Origin of the sequence: Pedococcus sp. 2YAF34 (assembly GCF_052114585.1) — a bacterium.
Classification (GTDB): Bacteria; Actinomycetota; Actinomycetes; order Actinomycetales; family Dermatophilaceae; genus Pedococcus.
Genome location: NZ_JBFRFA010000023.1, coordinates 21,714 through 36,999 on the forward strand (window position 1 = coordinate 21,714; position 15,286 = coordinate 36,999).

15 protein-coding genes are annotated in these 15,286 nt (G+C 71.0%); 7 read left to right on the forward strand and 8 right to left on the reverse strand.

Annotation, left to right across the window (positions count from 1 at the left end; all coding sequences use genetic code 11):
• Positions 1-108 precede the first annotated feature (108 nt).
• From AB4Z02_RS12865 to AB4Z02_RS12875, 3 genes are all read left to right on the forward strand, one after another.
• On the forward strand, positions 109-1,494 hold the full coding sequence (locus AB4Z02_RS12865; RefSeq protein ID WP_056884924.1) for a cyclic 2,3-diphosphoglycerate synthase: 1,386 nt from the start codon (positions 109-111) through the stop codon (positions 1,492-1,494).
• 5 nt (positions 1,495-1,499) lie between these two features.
• On the forward strand, positions 1,500-2,312 hold the full coding sequence (gene ppk2, locus AB4Z02_RS12870) for a polyphosphate kinase 2 (RefSeq protein WP_056884925.1): 813 nt from the start codon (positions 1,500-1,502) through the stop codon (positions 2,310-2,312).
• 131 nt (positions 2,313-2,443) lie between these two features.
• A complete protein-coding gene (locus AB4Z02_RS12875; protein ID WP_441971362.1) occupies positions 2,444-2,812 on the forward strand; it encodes an MmcQ/YjbR family DNA-binding protein in 369 nt (122 codons plus the stop codon).
• Positions 2,813-2,881: 69 nt separating this feature from the next.
• On the opposite strand, the gene AB4Z02_RS12880 is transcribed toward AB4Z02_RS12875, so the two are convergent.
• Positions 2,882-3,190: a hypothetical protein gene (locus AB4Z02_RS12880; RefSeq protein WP_441971363.1), complete on the reverse strand. Its 309-nt coding sequence runs from the start codon at positions 3,188-3,190 to the stop codon at positions 2,882-2,884.
• Positions 3,191-3,213: 23 nt separating this feature from the next.
• Here AB4Z02_RS12880 and AB4Z02_RS12885 point away from each other — a divergent pair, with 23 nt between their 5' ends.
• A complete protein-coding gene (locus tag AB4Z02_RS12885; RefSeq protein ID WP_056884926.1) occupies positions 3,214-3,639 on the forward strand; it encodes a VOC family protein in 426 nt (141 codons plus the stop codon).
• A gap of 2 nt (positions 3,640-3,641) precedes the next feature.
• Positions 3,642-3,995, forward strand: coding sequence for a VOC family protein (locus tag AB4Z02_RS12890; protein WP_056884927.1), 354 nt, complete (start codon positions 3,642-3,644; stop codon positions 3,993-3,995).
• Positions 3,996-4,041: 46 nt separating this feature from the next.
• Here AB4Z02_RS12890 and AB4Z02_RS12895 read toward each other — a convergent pair whose 3' ends face one another.
• The gene (locus AB4Z02_RS12895; RefSeq protein ID WP_441971365.1) at positions 4,042-4,881 is read right to left on the reverse strand and encodes an ABC transporter permease; all 840 of its coding nucleotides are present in this window, start codon (positions 4,879-4,881) and stop codon (positions 4,042-4,044) included.
• Positions 4,878-5,780, reverse strand: a complete 903-nt coding sequence (locus AB4Z02_RS12900) for an ABC transporter ATP-binding protein (RefSeq protein WP_441971367.1) — start codon at positions 5,778-5,780, stop codon at positions 4,878-4,880. Before AB4Z02_RS12900 ends, AB4Z02_RS12895 begins: the two co-directional genes overlap by 4 nt.
• A gap of 195 nt (positions 5,781-5,975) precedes the next feature.
• On the opposite strand from AB4Z02_RS12900, the gene AB4Z02_RS12905 reads away from it, so the two are divergent.
• Positions 5,976-6,914 (forward strand): hypothetical protein, encoded by a 939-nt coding sequence (locus AB4Z02_RS12905; RefSeq protein ID WP_441971369.1) that lies wholly within the window; start codon positions 5,976-5,978, stop codon positions 6,912-6,914.
• Positions 6,915-6,968: 54 nt separating this feature from the next.
• Here the strand turns inward: AB4Z02_RS12905 and AB4Z02_RS12910 are convergent, their stop codons facing one another.
• From AB4Z02_RS12910 to AB4Z02_RS12925, 4 genes are all read right to left on the reverse strand, one after another.
• Complete coding sequence (locus AB4Z02_RS12910) at positions 6,969-8,510, reverse strand: phospholipase D-like domain-containing protein (protein ID WP_441971371.1); 1,542 nt, start codon at positions 8,508-8,510, stop codon at positions 6,969-6,971.
• 150 nt (positions 8,511-8,660) lie between these two features.
• Complete coding sequence (locus AB4Z02_RS12915) at positions 8,661-9,470, reverse strand: DUF6299 family protein (RefSeq protein WP_056884930.1); 810 nt, start codon at positions 9,468-9,470, stop codon at positions 8,661-8,663.
• A 198-nt stretch (positions 9,471-9,668) separates the two neighbouring features.
• A complete protein-coding gene (locus tag AB4Z02_RS12920; RefSeq protein ID WP_082590942.1) occupies positions 9,669-10,091 on the reverse strand; it encodes a nuclear transport factor 2 family protein in 423 nt (140 codons plus the stop codon).
• A gap of 54 nt (positions 10,092-10,145) precedes the next feature.
• On the reverse strand, positions 10,146-11,273 hold the full coding sequence (locus AB4Z02_RS12925; RefSeq protein WP_082590943.1) for an acyltransferase family protein: 1,128 nt from the start codon (positions 11,271-11,273) through the stop codon (positions 10,146-10,148).
• A 196-nt stretch (positions 11,274-11,469) separates the two neighbouring features.
• Between AB4Z02_RS12925 and AB4Z02_RS12930 the strand changes: the two genes are divergently transcribed.
• Positions 11,470-13,062, forward strand: a complete 1,593-nt coding sequence (locus tag AB4Z02_RS12930; RefSeq protein ID WP_441971373.1) for an alkaline phosphatase D family protein — start codon at positions 11,470-11,472, stop codon at positions 13,060-13,062.
• Here AB4Z02_RS12930 and AB4Z02_RS12935 read toward each other — a convergent pair.
• Positions 13,055-15,151, reverse strand: a complete 2,097-nt coding sequence (locus AB4Z02_RS12935) for a hypothetical protein (protein ID WP_441971375.1) — start codon at positions 15,149-15,151, stop codon at positions 13,055-13,057. The two genes, AB4Z02_RS12930 and AB4Z02_RS12935, sit on opposite strands and share 8 nt — an antisense overlap.
• Positions 15,152-15,286 lie beyond the last annotated feature (135 nt).

The window sequence follows — 15,286 nt, forward strand, 5'->3', positions numbered from 1 at the left end:
GTCGCTCACCCTCCGATCGTGCCACCGACGAGGCGACCACGGGACCCCCCTCGGGGGTAGTCCTCGTGCTGGTGCCCACGCGGCCTCCGGAGTGGGAAGGTCGGGGCCATGACGGCCAGCCCGACCCCGCGTACGCGCGTCGTCATCCTCGGCGCGGCCGGACGTGACTTCCACGACTTCAACGTCGTCTTCCGCGACGATCCGGGCCACGAGGTCGTGGCCTTCACCGCGACGCAGATCCCCGACATCGACGGCCGGCGCTACCCGGCCGAGCTCGCGGGTTCCCTGTACCCACAGGGCATCCCGATCGTCGCCGAGTCCGAGCTCGGCGACCTGGTGCGACGGCAGGCTGTCGACGTCGTGGTCTTCGCCTACTCCGACGTCCGGCACGAGCGCGTCATGCACCTCGCCTCCCAGTGCATCGCGGCGGGGGCCGACTTCCGGCTCCACGGCGCCCGACGCACGATGCTGCGCAGCACCAAGCCGGTCGTCGCCGTGACGGCGGTGCGCACCGGGGTGGGCAAGAGCCAGACCACGCGCTACCTGGCGCGGCTGCTGCGCGACCGTGGACTGCGCGTGGTGGCGGTGCGCCACCCCATGCCCTACGGCGACCTCGTCGCGCAGGCCTGCCAGCGCTACGCCTCGTACGACGACCTCGACCGGTACGACTGCACGATCGAGGAGCGCGAGGAGTACGAGCCGCACCTCGACGCCGGTGGCGTCGTCTATGCCGGGGTCGACTACGAACGCATCCTGCGCCAGGCCGAGCAGGAGGCGGACGTCGTGCTCTGGGACGGGGGCAACAACGACCTGCCCTTCTACGCGCCGGACCTGCACCTCGTGCTGGCCGACCCGCTGCGACCCGGTGACGAGGCGGCGTACCACCCGGGCGAGGCGAACGTCCGGATGGCCGACGTCGTGGTCGTCGCGAAGTGTGACTCCGCACGGCCCGAGGACATCGAGGCGGTCGAGTCGTCGGTGCGGGCCCTCAACCCCGACGCGACCGTCCTGCGGGCGGACAGCCCCGTGACCGTGGACGATGAGGCCGCCGTCCGTGGGCGGCGCGTCCTGGTCGTCGAGGACGGGCCCACCCTCACCCACGGGTCCATGACGTACGGCGCGGGTGTCGTCGGCGCCCGCGCTGCCGGGGCGGCCGAGGTCGTCGACCCGTCGCCGTACGCGGTGGGCTCCATCGCAGACACGTACGCGAGGTACCCGAACGCGCGCGCGGTCCTGCCGGCCATGGGGTACGGCGCGGCCCAGGTGCGCGACCTCGAGGCGACCATCAGCGCGGCGGTCGAGGCGGGTGCCTGCGACGCCGTGGTGAGCGGCACGCCGATCGACCTGACGCGGGTGCTGTCGGTGCCGGTGCCGCTGGTGCGCGCCCGCTACGAGCTGCGGGAGCAGGTTGCGGGAGGGCTGGCGGCGCTCCTGCAGGAGGCCATCGGGGACACCGTGCCTGGCGTCCCGGTCCCCGGTGCGGAGAGGTCCTGAGCGGGATGGCGAAGGACGAGGCTTCGACGCGGTCGTTGCCCGTCAAGGTCTACGAGGCCGAGCTGTTCCGCCTCCAGGCCGAGCTGGTCAAGGTGCAGGAGTGGGTCAAGGCAGAGAAGCAGCGGGTCGTGGTGGTCTTCGAGGGGCGCGACGCGGCGGGCAAGGGCGGCACGATCCAGCGGATCACCGAGTACCTCAGCCCCCGCAACGTGCGGATCGTGGCGCTGCCGACGCCGACGGAGCGCGAGCGGACGCAGTGGTACTTCCAGCGCTACGTCGAGCACCTGCCAGCCGCCGGCGAGATCGTCCTGTTCGACCGGTCCTGGTACAACCGCGCCGGGGTGGAGCGGGTCATGGGGTTCTGCACGCCGTACGAGTACCGGCGGTTCCTGCACCAGTGCCCGATCTTCGAACGGCTGATCGTCGAGGACGGGATCCTCCTGCGCAAGTACTGGTTCTCCGTCAGCGACTCCGAGCAGCAGCGGCGGTTCACCTCGCGCCTGCGCGACCCGATGCGCCAGTGGAAGCTCTCGACCATGGACCTGGAGTCCATCACCCGGTGGGAGGACTACTCGCGCGCCAAGGACGAGATGATGGTGCACACGGACATCCCCGAGGCCCCGTGGTACGTCGTGGAGTCCGACTCCAAGAAGCGCGCGCGGCTCAACATGATGGCGCACCTGCTGTCCACGATCCCGTACGTCGAGGTGCCGTCCCCGGTGCTGAGGATGCCTGAGCGCCCCGAGCCCAAGGGGTACGAGCGGCCTCCGCGGGAGCAGACGACGTACGTGCCCGACCACAGCGCCACCCTGGGCTGACCCGCCGTCCGGGCGGGTACCCGGTCAGAAGAGGGCGGGCGCGTTGCGCGCCGCCGTGTAGGCCGCCCCGAGGGCCGGGCCACGATGGAGAGGCTCTTCCTCACGCTGGCCTGAGCGTGGAGGATGCGTCCATGGACGAGAGGGGCGGCAGCGGCCGGCTGACCGGGTCGGACGTCGTAGCCCACTGCCTCGCCAAGCCCGGCGCCTGGCGCGACGAGCCCTGGGAGGGTGACGTCGTCGTCAAGGTGGCCGACAAGATCTTCGCCTTCGCCTCGGAGTCATCCCGTTCCGTGGGGCTCAAGTGCGCGCCCACCAGGATCGAGGCAGACGAGTGGCTTCGGCAATTCCCCGACGACGCCCGCACGATGCCCTACATCGGCCGTTCGGGCTGGAACACCCTCGACCTCGGCGGCGCCATACCCGACCGCGACCTGTTGGCTGCGGTTGACGAGTCCTACCGGCTGGTCGTCAGCAAGCTGCCGAGGTCGCGACGGCCCTGAGCGCGGACCGCAATCGACGGGCATCGACAGGCATTGACGGGGTGGACGGGGACTGCTCGGGGGTCGACGTCAGGGGAGCAGCGCGACGGGGATGCCGAACCGGTGCAGGCGGTGATGGAGGTCACGGTGCCACCACGTGATTCTCATCGCTGGGGACAGCGCGAGGATGACTTCGTCCACGGGTTCATCCAGGACCGACTCCTCGACTGCCTCGGCCCGGTCGTGGCGGACGGACGCCGAGCCGAGGACAGTGCCCTCGGCCGCAGCCTCGACCAGGGGGAGCGTCTCGAGGAGTATGCGCTCCGCCTCGAATGGGGAGTAGGCCTCTGACGGTGTCGCTCTGGCGGGGAGCTCACGGTGGGGCGTAGCGTCGGCCACCCGGTCATAGGGAGGGCATCATCATGGCGAACCTCGTCGTCCACTTCGAGATCCACGCGTCCGAACCGCAGGTGCTCATCGACTTCTACTCCCGCCTGCTCGGGTGGACGTTCACGCAGTTCGGTGACATGCCCTACTGGGCGATCGACACCGGCGAGGGAGCAGCCACGGTGGACGCGCCCGGCCAGGGGATCAACGGCGGCCTCACCCAGCGGAGAGGGCCGCGGCCGGAGCCGGGGGCGCCCGTCAACGGCTGCAACGTCGTGGTGGGCGTCGACGGAGACGTCGACGAGGTGTTCCGCACGGGACTCGAGCTGGGCGCCGCCGAGGCCCTCCCACTGTCCGACATGCAGGGCATCGGCCGTGTGGGCTACCTGCTCGACCCCGACGGGAACGTCCTCGGGCTGATCTCACCCGTGCTCTCCGACGGCACGAACGCGATGGGGTAGGCATGGAACGCGTACTGGGTGTGGGTGGGTACTTCGTGCGGTCCGCCGACCCCGAGAGACTGGGCGCCTGGTACCGGGACTGCCTGGGGCTCGATGCCGACGAAAACGGGCTCTGGCAGCCGCAAACCGGGCCCATGGTCTTCGCGCCCTTCGAGACCGGCACCGACTACTTCGGTTCGGCGGACCAGAAGGTGATGCTCAACTTCCGGGTCCGCGACCTCGACGCCATGCTCGCGCAGCTGCGGTCGAAGGGGGCCGACGTGGTCGAGCAGACGCAGGAGATGGAAGGCGTCGGACGCTTCGGCTGGGTCACTGACCCTGATGGCAACCGCATCGAGCTCTGGCAGCCCACATGACGAGCCGGCCGGTCGGGTGTCCCGACCGGCCGGCCACGTCATCTCCTCACTTGACCTCGGCGCGCCGTACGACCAGGAGGCCGATCGCCAGGGGGAGCAGGAACCAGAGCGACCCGGCGACGCCGAGGTGCTGCCACTGCTGGCTCGAGAGCCGGCCGTCGAACAGCGGCCCCTGCGCGTAGGTGTAGTCGACCCACGGCCGCAGGTCGGCGAACCATTTCTGGTTCGTCGCCAGCAGGCTGAGCAGCGGGGGCAGGACCAGGGTGACGACGAAGTAGGTGACGATGGCGCCGGCAGAGCTGCGGATGAGCAGGCCGAGCATGAAGCCGAACAGCATTCCGAGCACGCTGCCGAGGACGATGAGGGCGAAGTGGGCGGCGGTGACGTCCCACACCGGGTCGACCCCGGCGATGGCGCTGCCGCCGACGGTGCCGAGCACACCGACGACGAGCGCGATGAACATCGACCCGATGCCGACGGACGTGGCCGCGAGGAACTTGGCGCCCAGCACCCGCCCGCGGTGCGGCACGAGGGTGAAGGTCGTCAGCCCGCTGCGCTGGCTCCACTCGCTCGTCACGGCGAGGATCCCGACCATCGGCAGGATCACCGTCATCGGTGCCCCGATGGCGGCCGCGAAGCTGTCGAACGTGAGCTGGTCGTCCGGCGCGAAGACGATGATGGCGGCGGTCGCGAGGAGGCTCGTGATGACGATGCTCGCCATGAGCCAGAAGCCCGACCGGGTGTCGAACATCTTGCGCAGCTCGACGGTGACAAGGCGCTGCAACGGGATTCGCGCCGGAGTCGACCGGCGTGGGGACCCCCCACCTCCGCCGCCCAGTGTCGCCCTGCGGGTGGTGGGCGGTGTGGTCTGGACCGTGGTGGTCATGCTGCTGCTCCTTCGCGCTGGGTGTCTGCGGTGAGCTCGAGGAACATCTCCTCGAGCCCTGCCCCGTCTGCGGTACGGAGCTCGGTGAGGACGACGTGGGCGGAGAGGGCTGCCTCCCCGACCTGGTCGGGTGTGGCGTCGGTGTGGACGCTGCCGTCGGCGTGCGCTGAGAACGCGAGTCCGGCGTGGCGCATGGCCTGCTCCAGCGCGGCGGTGTCGCGGGCCCGTGCCACGGTGCCGGCGGCGGCGAGCAGCTCGGCCTTGGTGCCCTGGGCGACGATCCGGCCGTTCCCGATGACGACGAGGTCGTCCGCGACGACCTCGATCTCGTGCAGCAGGTGCGAGGAGAGCAGGACGGTGCCACCGCCGTCGGCGAAGCCGCGCAGCAGGTCGCGCATCCACCGGATGCCGGCAGGGTCCAGGCCGTTCGCGGGCTCGTCGAGGATGAGCACGTGCGGGTCCCCGAGGAGGGCGGTGCCGATGCCGAGGCGCTGGCGCATGCCCAGCGAGTAGTCGCGCACGCGCCGGTCGGCCTCCTCGGAGGTGAGGCTGACGAGGTCGAGCATCTCCTGGACGCGCGTCCGGGGCAGGCCCATGGTGCGCTGGGCGAGCGTGAGGATCTCGCGGCCGGTGCGCCCGGCGTGCTGCGCGGAGGCGTCCAGCAGGACCCCCACCTCCCGGCCGGGGTTCGGCAGCTCGGTGAACCGGCGACCGCCGACGGTGGCCGTCCCCGAGGTGGCGGGCGTGAGGCCGATCATGATCCGCATGGTGGTGGACTTGCCGGCCCCGTTGGGGCCGAGGAAGCCCGTCACGCAGCCACTGGCCGCGGTGAAGGAGACGTCGTCGACGGCGGTCATCCCGCGGCCGTAAGTCTTGGTGAGTGCTTCGACGGTGATCATGGCGAGCATCGTGTCGGTGGCGGGCAGGTCGCCACATCGGGGAGAGGCCGGATCCGCACCCTGAGGCGACCCTGAACGGGTCTCAGGGGGAGCGGCTCTTGTGCGGGTCAACGGCAGGGCGGAGTCTGGTGCGGGGGGCGGGTGAACCACCACACCGAGGCATCGCAGGGCTGCCCTGACAAGAGAGGTACCTCGATGACTGCACTGAGGAAGGCATCCGCACTGGCCGCGGCTCTCGCCGCGATGGCCGCGCTGGCCGCGCTGGCGTTCACGGGGCCGCCCGCCGGGGCTGCGTCCGCCCGCGCCGACGTCGCCATCACGCTGCCGAGGGCGACGGGGACCGAGGGGGTGGCCAAGGGCGCAGGGTCCACCTTCTACGCCGGGGACCTGCTCACTGGCGACGTCTACAGGGGCGACGCACGCCACGGCACCGCCACGAAGTTCGTGCACGCGCCGGCTGGCCGGTTCGCGACCGGTATGAAGGCGGACCTGCGCCACCGCCTGCTGTTCGTGGCCGGGGGCCCGACCGGTCAGGGCTACGTGTACAGCACCGTCACCGGTGCGCCCGTCGCGTCCTACACCTTCGCCGTCGCGCCGACCTTCATCAACGACGTGGCCCTCACCGATGCGGGGGCCTGGTTCACCGACTCCTCACGGGCGGTGCTGTACTTCGTGCCGGTCAGGGGCGGCAGCCCCCGCGCCTTCTCCACGCTCCACCTCAGCGGACCGGCTGCTGACGTCAGCGGCGCCTTCAACAGCAACGGGATCCAGGCCACCGCAGACGGCTCCCGGCTCCTCGTGGCCCACAGCGGGCAGGGCGCGGTCAATGTGGTCAACCCCCGCACGGGGGCCAGCCGCGCCATCGCCGGCCTGAGCGTCCCCAACGTCGACGGCATCCTGCTCGACGGCCGGACCCTGTGGGTGGTCCGCAACAACGACAACCTCGTGGTGAAGGCCCAGCTCTCCGACGGCCTGCGCAGCGGGACGGTGCTGCGGACCATCACGTCGAGCCTGTTCGAGACCCCGACGACGGTGGCACTGGTGGCCGGAAAGGTGCTCGTGGCGAACGCCAAGTTCGACACCGGGTTCCCGCCCACCGCCACGAGCTACGAGGTGGTCGCCATCGACCGGTGACCGTACGGCGCGTCGGGTGAGCAGCCGTCCTTGCGACAGTGCCGCGGGGGTTGCTCAGCCGTCGACGAGCAGCCCCCGCAGCGGCCCCTGCAGCAGGTCGACGCGCCGGGAGAGCGCCTGCAGCCGCTCGATGCGGTGGACCGGTTCCCTCCCGGCCGCGCTCGCCTCGTCCTGCTCGTCGCAGATGGGACGCCAGACGGTGTCGACGACCCCGGCGACCGGGCCGTCGAGGTCCTCCAGCGGTCGTCCCGTGTGTTCCGCCCACAGACGCAGGCGGGTCGAGCGGGCCAGCTCCCGGTCGAGGGTGAGGACGTTGACCTCGGTGTCGTTGAAGAGGGAGTGCTCATTGAGGTTGGCGGAGCCGACGGTCAGCCACCGGTCGTCGACGATGCCGATCTTGGCGTGGACGTAGACGCCCGGGCTTTCCCGGGTCGGGCCGACCAGGGTGGTCGCGAGCAGGTGGCCGCGTCCCGCGTCGGCGGCGAGGAGCCGGGCGAGCTGCCCCCGGGTGGTGTCGCGTCCGTTGTTGGGTCGGCGGGGAAGCACCAGCAGCACACGAAAGTCGTTGCCCGGTGGGTGCTCCAGCTTGGCGACCAGGACGTCGGTGACCTCGGGAGACCAGAGGAACTGGTTCTCGAGGTAGATGTGGGATCGGGCCGAGCGCAGGGCCGCGAGGTAGCCGGACAGGATGCTGAACTCCCCTCGCGGCAGGAAGTCGTACATCTTCTCCGGGACCGTGCGCACGAGCTCGACCTCGACCTCACCGGCGGGCGGGGCCGGCTCGGGGTCGTCGAGGGTGACACCCGTGACAGCACCCCAACGAGCGTTGAAGTGGGCGGCGACGTCGGCCACCGCGGGCCCCTGGAGGACCGTCGACGCGTCGTGCCAGCCGAGGGAGCCGGTACGCGGGTGCGCAGGGGAGTCGAGGCGGTTCCCCGCGAGTGCCGTGAGGTCGATGCCGCCCACGAAGGCGATACGGTCGTCGACGACGACGAGCTTCTCGTGGTGGCAGTGCATGGTGAACTCGCGGGTGTCGAGGGCGCACTCCACGGAGGTGCCGCTCATCAGGCCGGCGGCCGCGGCACGGACGTCGCGACGGCTCGGCTTGAACACGGGCACCGGTGGGCCGCCCCACATGAGCACCCGGACCGGCACCCGGTGCGCCACCGTCCCCAGCAGCTCGCGCAGGGTCAGGCTGCCGGGTCCCTCGACGAGCCGGAAGTCCGGGCTGCAGTGCCACCCGGCGATGTGGACGCTGCGCTGCGCGCCGAGGATCGCAGCCTGCACCTCCGCGAGCGCCTCGGCCCCGTCGACCAGGACGCGCAGGCTGTTGCCCGAGCGGACCCGCGACGGCGTCACCCACGTCGGCTCGGGCGCGGTGGGCGCGCCGGTTGCCCCGGTGTCGTCGCCCACCTCGGTCCGCGAGGGCATCCCGGACGCCGCGTCGAGCGCGGCCACGTGGCCGAGGCGCTGCAGCCGGCGTCGGTGCCTTGCCTCGACGAGGTGCTCGAGGCCGGCGCCGAGCCAGCTGTCGGCGGGCCCGGTGAGGGAGCCCAGGACGGCGCGGGACCCGGCAGCCCTGCCGTTCGGCGCCATTCCTGCACGGGATCGTGGTGCTCGCTGGGCCATGGTGGCGATCGTGCCATGTCGGGAGCCGACGAGACGGCGAGTCGGCGGCGGTCCCGGCCATGCCCGGCGTCCGTCCCGGCCCCAACGCCAGGGGGACCGAGACGGACGCCCGGGTGGCTACTTCTTGTTGGTGCTCAGCTGCACCTTCTGCTCGGCATACCCCAGGGAGCAGTCGAACAGGCCGCACGCGAAGCCGAACGTCACGCTGGCGCCCTTGCCGCCCCGGAAGAGCCCGTTGCTGCTCGTAGCCATGCCGACCCACTGGTGCACGACACCATCGCACTGCAGCGGGTAGACGAAGAAGTCACCGGTGACCTTGACCCGGCCCACCCGCTGGGTCAGGGTGCCGTCGATCTCGCTGGAGAAGTCGTCGGCGTTGGTGCAGGAGTAGGTGCCGGTGAGCTTTGCGGAGCCGTCCTTGTACGCGGTGCCGCGCGGGTTGACCGTGACGCTGATCTCGGGCGGCGGCGGCGCGGTGTCGAAGGTCACCGCGAGCTGTCCGCCGTTGGTGACGGTGTCGCTGAACGCGACGATGTAGTAGGTCTGCCCGGCGGTGGTCGGGAAGCCGACGGCCTCCGGACCGCAGGCGACGAGCGCCCCGTTCGAGGGGTCGCCCTCAGTGGCCATGAACCCGCCGGTGTAGTCGGAGGCCGACATGTCCGCGACGAGTCCACCGTCGGCGGGTGCGGTGTAGCGGAACCAGACGCTGGCGTTGGTGAACGGTGCCCCGCAGTTGGCGTTGAGGGCGGCGTCCAGGGAGTCGGTGGTCGCGCCGGTGGTGTCCTCGCTGAACGAGGACGGCAGGGTGCTGATCGTGGTGGCGGTGGCCGCGGTGTCGTTCGTCACCGGTGCCGCGACGGCGGCGGTGGCCAGTGACGGCAGGAACAGTGCTCCTGCGGCGACGGCCGTGAGGGTGGTGCGCAGCATTCTCATGGTTCCCCCAAGCTCTGAGCAGACCCCGGGTTGGGTCCTGGCCCGGAGGATGGCGCAAGGGCGCAGCCAGCGCCAGAGTCTCGTGAGGGAGATCCGGGACCTTTGCGCGGGCGGGGAGCGGATCCAGTGCGGCGTTGGGGGGACTCGCGGGTGTTTGTCCGGACTCGGGCTCCGCGCCACGGTCGGTGCGGCTCAGGTGTTCTCGTCGGCACTGGTCGGGGGTCGGTACAGCGTCTCCACGGCGGCCTCGATGTCCTCGTCGCCGCGGTCGACGGGCTCGACGTACAGCCGGGCGTCGGCGATGAGTCCGTCACGGACGGTCAGGATGATGACACCGCACATGGCGAAGGTCGACCCGTCGGTGTGGTGGCCGTGCCATGACAGCTCGCCCCACTCTGTCGACCCCTCGCGCACGTGGGTGACGAGGTCACCGCGGAAGTCGGGCACGCCCTGGAACACCGCGGTCCAGTTGGCCAGCACCTGTGCCCTGCCGGTGAACTCGCGGCCGGGGTGGGCCGGCTGCGAGCTCCGGTAGTCCTCGGCGAAGCAGACCGCCATGCGCTCTGCGTCGTGAGCGTTCTGCGCCTCGGTGAGGCGCTCCAACATGCTCCTCATGCTCCGACGGTAGTCCGTGGGACGACGGCGCGGGAGGGCCTTGGAGCATCGCCGTCACAGCACCTTCGCGACGCCGGGGACGCGCAGCACCGCGGAACCGACGGCGAACGACAGGGCCACACCCACGACGGCCACGAGGACGAACCGCGCCTCGGTCGGCCAGGCCAGGTGCCGGCTGGCGAGGATGAGCAGCACCAGGACGCCCTGGTGGACGAAGAAGGTCGCGTACGCCGCGCGGCTCAGCTCCTTCGCCAGCGGACCTTGGCGGACAGCGCGGCGCCGGAACGCGTCGACCACCCAGACCGAAACCGTGACGAGCACCATCGCCTCGACGGTCGCGAAAGCCATGGACTGCCAGGTGCCCCCGCCGCCGAAGCCGTCCACGTCGGCGTCTGCGGTCGACAGGGCCGCGACGAGAGCGGCACAGCCGGCCATGGAGGACCAGGCGGCGTGTCGTACCCGCGTGGCGAGCTGCGGGTCGAGGTGGTCGAACCAGCCGCGTTCGCCGGCAAGGACGCCGAGCGTGAACCCCGCCACCCAGCCCGGCGCCTGAGCCACTGCGAGGTGCCAGCGCTCCTGTCCGAACGGTGCCCAGATCCGCACGACGTAGGACATCACCGCCACCAGTACCACCGTCCCGGCGAGGTCCCGTCCGCCGAGCCGGCGCCCCGTCCCCGGGTGCCACGGGCGGCTCCGGCGGACCACGGCATACACGGCCGAGAACACCAGGAGCACGCCGAGGAACCATGTCGGGCCGGGGGGAGGGGGAAGTGGCCACCACGAGTGCGGGATGTACTGCCAGAAGCTTCCGCGGAAGCCGGCGTTGCTCGAGTCGACGAACTCGATCGGCGGGGTGAGCAGGAGCACGAACGCGACACTGGGCACCAGCAGCCGGATCGTGCGGTCACGCAGGAACAACCGGGTTCCCCTGCGGTGCAGGGACTTCGGCGTGAACACGCCCGCCACCATGAAGAACAGGGGCATGCCGAACGCGACACCGACGATCGCCACCAGGAGCAGGATGCTGAGCAGCGGTTCGCGGACGGTGGGCTCACTGAGCACCCAGGCGCCCTCGAGGCCGTTCCACGCCAGGATGACGAGGGCGAGGACGACGCCGGCGACGAGGGCGACCTTGAGGTTGTCCGCCCAGGCGAGTCGCTGCGGCCCCGTCTCGGCGTGCAGCTGTGGTCGGGTTCAGGGAACGGTCATGGGGCACCTCCACCACTTCGCGTCGACTCTCAGGATCGAGGCACGGGGGAGGAGGAGGGCAGAGTCCTTCGTCCCCGCGCGTGGCCGTGCTCGAGCGTCACCACGTGGACGGACGAAGTTATGCAGAATGTATTGTTTCGTCGCCTTTGCCTGCCTAGCATGCGACGACATGAGTCCTTCGTGGGAAGACGAGTCCGCTGCAGTTATCGCCCAGGGGCTACGGCGCCGGGGGTTCCTCACCGCCGCCGGGCTCGCTGCCACGGCCGCGCTCGTGGCCGGGAGGCCGGAACGGGCGCACGCGGCAGTCTCGGGGTCGCGGGCCATGCCCTACCCTTTCACCCTGGGTATCGCCTCGGGTGACCCGCTGTCGACGGCCGTGGTCCTGTGGACCCGCTTGGCACCCAGCCCATTCGAGGTCGACGGGGGCATGGCGACGGACAGCTTCCCGGTGCAGTGGGTCGTGACCGAGGACGCGTCGATGGCCACAGTGGTGCGCCGAGGCACCGCCCTGGCGCACGCCGAGTACGCCCACAGCGTGCACGTCGACGTCGGGGGTCTGCGCCCGGATCGCGAGTACTGGTACCAGTTCCGCTGCGGTCCGCACCTCAGTGGCGTGGGCCGCACGCGCACGGCGCCGGCGCCAGGGGCGCACCTCGACCACCTCGACCTCGTCGTCGCTTCGTGCCAGTCGCTCGGTGCGGGCTGGTACCACGCGTGGAAGGACGCCGCGTCCGAGCCTGCGGACCTCGTGTACTTCGCCGGCGACTACATCTACGAGTACGCCACGGATGCCACCTCAGTTCGGTGGCCGTACACGCCCTCCCTGCCCGCCGACTTCACCCGGCAGACCGACACGCTCGGCCGCTTCCGTCAGCAGTACGGGCTCTACAAGTCGGACCCCGACCTCCAGGAGGCGCACCGGGTCTCGCCGTGGATGGTGACCTGGGACGACCACGAGGTCTTCAACGACTACGACGCGGAGGACCCGTCGCTCTACCAGCTGCGGGCCAACGCCTACCGCGCCTTCTGGGAGCACATGCCCCTGCGGCCACCGCAGCGCCCCAGTGGCTACACGGCGCGGATGTACCGGCAGCTCGACTACGGCGACCTCGCGCGCTTCCACGTCATCGACACGCGCCAGTACAAGACCGGCCAGCTGCCGGGCAGCACGGTCGGCGACACCGCGGAGCGACGTGACCCCAGCCGCCAGATCCTCGGCACGGCGCAGGAGGCGTGGCTGCTCGACAGCCTCGGATCGGGGGCCACCACGTGGGACGTCATGGCCAACACCGTGCTTTTCAGCCGGCTCGACAGCGACGAGTCGTCGGGGGAGCGCTTCTCCACCGGCCAGTGGGACGCCTACCAGGCTGCACAGCAACGGGTCATCGACACGGTGGCGGCGAGGAACGCAGGTGGCTTCGTGGTGCTGACGGGGGACATCCACCGCAACTACCACCTCGACATCCTGAAGGACTTCGAGGACCCCGGCTCCGAGGTCGTCGGCGTCGAGTTCGCCGGGACGTCGATCTCGAGCGGCCGCGACGGAGGCGAGACCGACTCCGGGCTCGAGCTCCGCAAGCGGGCGAACCCGCACCTGGTCAGCGCCGACCTGCGACGTGGCTACCTGCGCTGCCGGATCACCCACGACGTGTGGACGACGCAGGTGCGGGCCATCGACCGGATCTCGACCCTGGACTACCGCGCCTGGACGTCGCACACGCTCGTGACCGAGCCGCGGCGGCCCGGGCTCCAGGTCAGCTGAAGAGCAGCACGCGCAGCCCGTCGGGCTCGACGACCCCCTCGTAGCCGGCGGTCACCGCCCCGTCGGCAGGCAGGCCGTCGAGAGCGACGACTCGCGGGGCGTCCGAGAGCGTCCGACCGCCCCAGTCCTCGGGTCGCACCGCGACCGTGGCGCTGCTGGGCGCGTCGGTGGGGTTGACCAGCACCACGAGCACCTCGTCGCCGTGGCTGTAGGCGCGCGCGTGGCACCCAGACGTGGAGAGCCCCTCGACGTGGCGGTACTGTCCCTCGCAGAAGAACCGCAGGAAGCGCCTGCGCAGCGTCGCCAGCTGCCTGAGCGTCGCCACCAGCTCGGGGTGCTCGGCGAGCCGGTGGCTGTGCATCTGGCCAGGCATCACGTTGATCAGCCCGCCGTCGGCAAAGGCCAGCAGCGAACCGCGCGGGTGCTCGTTGACGTTGGCGTTGAGCCGGAACTGTGGGAAGACGTAGCGGAACGGTGCGTCCTCGTCGAGGTCTGCGCCGTTGCGCCAGTCCCAGGTGTAGTCCAGGACCGGGACCTTCTGCTCGGTGACCATCTCACCGGAGAAGGTGCCCCGGGGGTTCTTGCTGCGCACGAGCTCGTGGATGGCCCGGCCCACGTCCAGCAGCCGGTCACCCTCCTCGTCCGGTGCCCCGTCCGCGGACGGGTTGTAGTTGGGCTCGAACCAGGACCAGTACTGGTCCCAGCAGGTGGAGGTCGCCCCCAGCTCCAGGAGCCTGGCGTGCTCGGCCAGGATCGCGTCCCGCATACCCCGTGCCAGCAACGAACCGCGCACCATCGCGTGCGTCCCCATGAACGGGACCCGGAACCGCGGCAGGAAGTCCAGCCCGTAGGTCCAGTCGTCCCCGACCGCCTGTCCCGCGGCGTTGAGGTGCTTCCACTCCTGCGGTGACTCGTCGGTGTCGCGCAGCAGGTGGTGGCTCACGAACAGGGAGACGGGCACCCCGAGCCCGCGGCACCGGGCCAGCGCGGCCCGCAGGTCGTCCTCGGTCCCCAGGCGGGGGTTCAGGATGATGGGCAGGCCGTTCTTCTCCCACCAGTGCCAGACGCAGAGCTCGGCGAGGCCGAGTGAGGGGTCGGCGAGCTCCTCGGCGTACTCGGGCAGCTCCTCGAGCGTGAAGTTGACCGGCGCGTGCCGGATCGCGGGCCACACCGACCGGATCCCGAGGGCCTCGCGGATGTGGGGCGGTGCGTCGTAGGGGTAGGCCTCCGCGGCGAACTCCTGGAAGGCCCGGGCGCCGGCATACCAGTCGCCCTCATGCAGGACGATGACGAAGTCGCCACTGTCCCAGGTGGATCCGGGCGCGATCGTCGGGAAGTGCAGCCACCTCAGGGCGAACTCGTCCCGCGCCCGGTCGGGCCGCTCGAGCAGGAGGCCCTGGGCGCGGTAGCGCGGGTCTCGGGAGTAGAGGGTGAGGCCGCCACGGGAGTCGCCGTAGTCGAGCCACTTCATGCTGAACTCGAAGGCGCCGTAACCGTAGTAGCGCTGGAGGGGTGTCTCGAGGAAGGACGCGTCGTCGGGCCGCATCGAGAGCTGGCGCAGCGGCCACACCGTGCCGCGGCTGAGCCGCAGGCGCGTCTCGTCCGACCCGCTGACCCCGACTCGTGGCGGGTGGCCGGCTGCCGAGGCGTGCAGCGACACGCGCGCCGCCGGGTCCTGGCCGCCTGCGGACAGTCCGAGCACCTGAGGGAAGGCGACCTGCGGGATCGGGAGGTCGCCGTCGTTGCGCACCTGCGCACGCACGACGAGCCCCTCGGGGGCCGACCGGAGCTCGACCTCGACACGGACGGGTGCGGTGTGGTGGGGGGTGGTGAGCCGGGACCACGTGAGTCGGACGGTGTCGTCGTCCTCGCGGACGACCTCCGGGGCGCCGTGCGTGCCCGTCTCCGTGAAGTGCGAGCCGTACCCGGGGATCGGCAGGGCCAGCCGAAGGAGCCCGACGCCGGTCGTGCCACCGATCAGCTCGCGTCCGTCGGGACCGAGTGCGGCACTGCACAACGCCCCCGAGCCGGTGTCGACACCGACCCGGCCGCCGCGCACCTCGATCCACTCGATGGGGCTGGTGGGCATGCCGGGCTCCTCGGGTTCTGCTGCGGTGGACCAGGTGGTGTCGATCATGAGGCATTATGCATACTCATGACGACCATGGCCGCGGGCGCATCCGCGACGTGCCCACCCGACCGATCATGCATGACGCATCAGGCA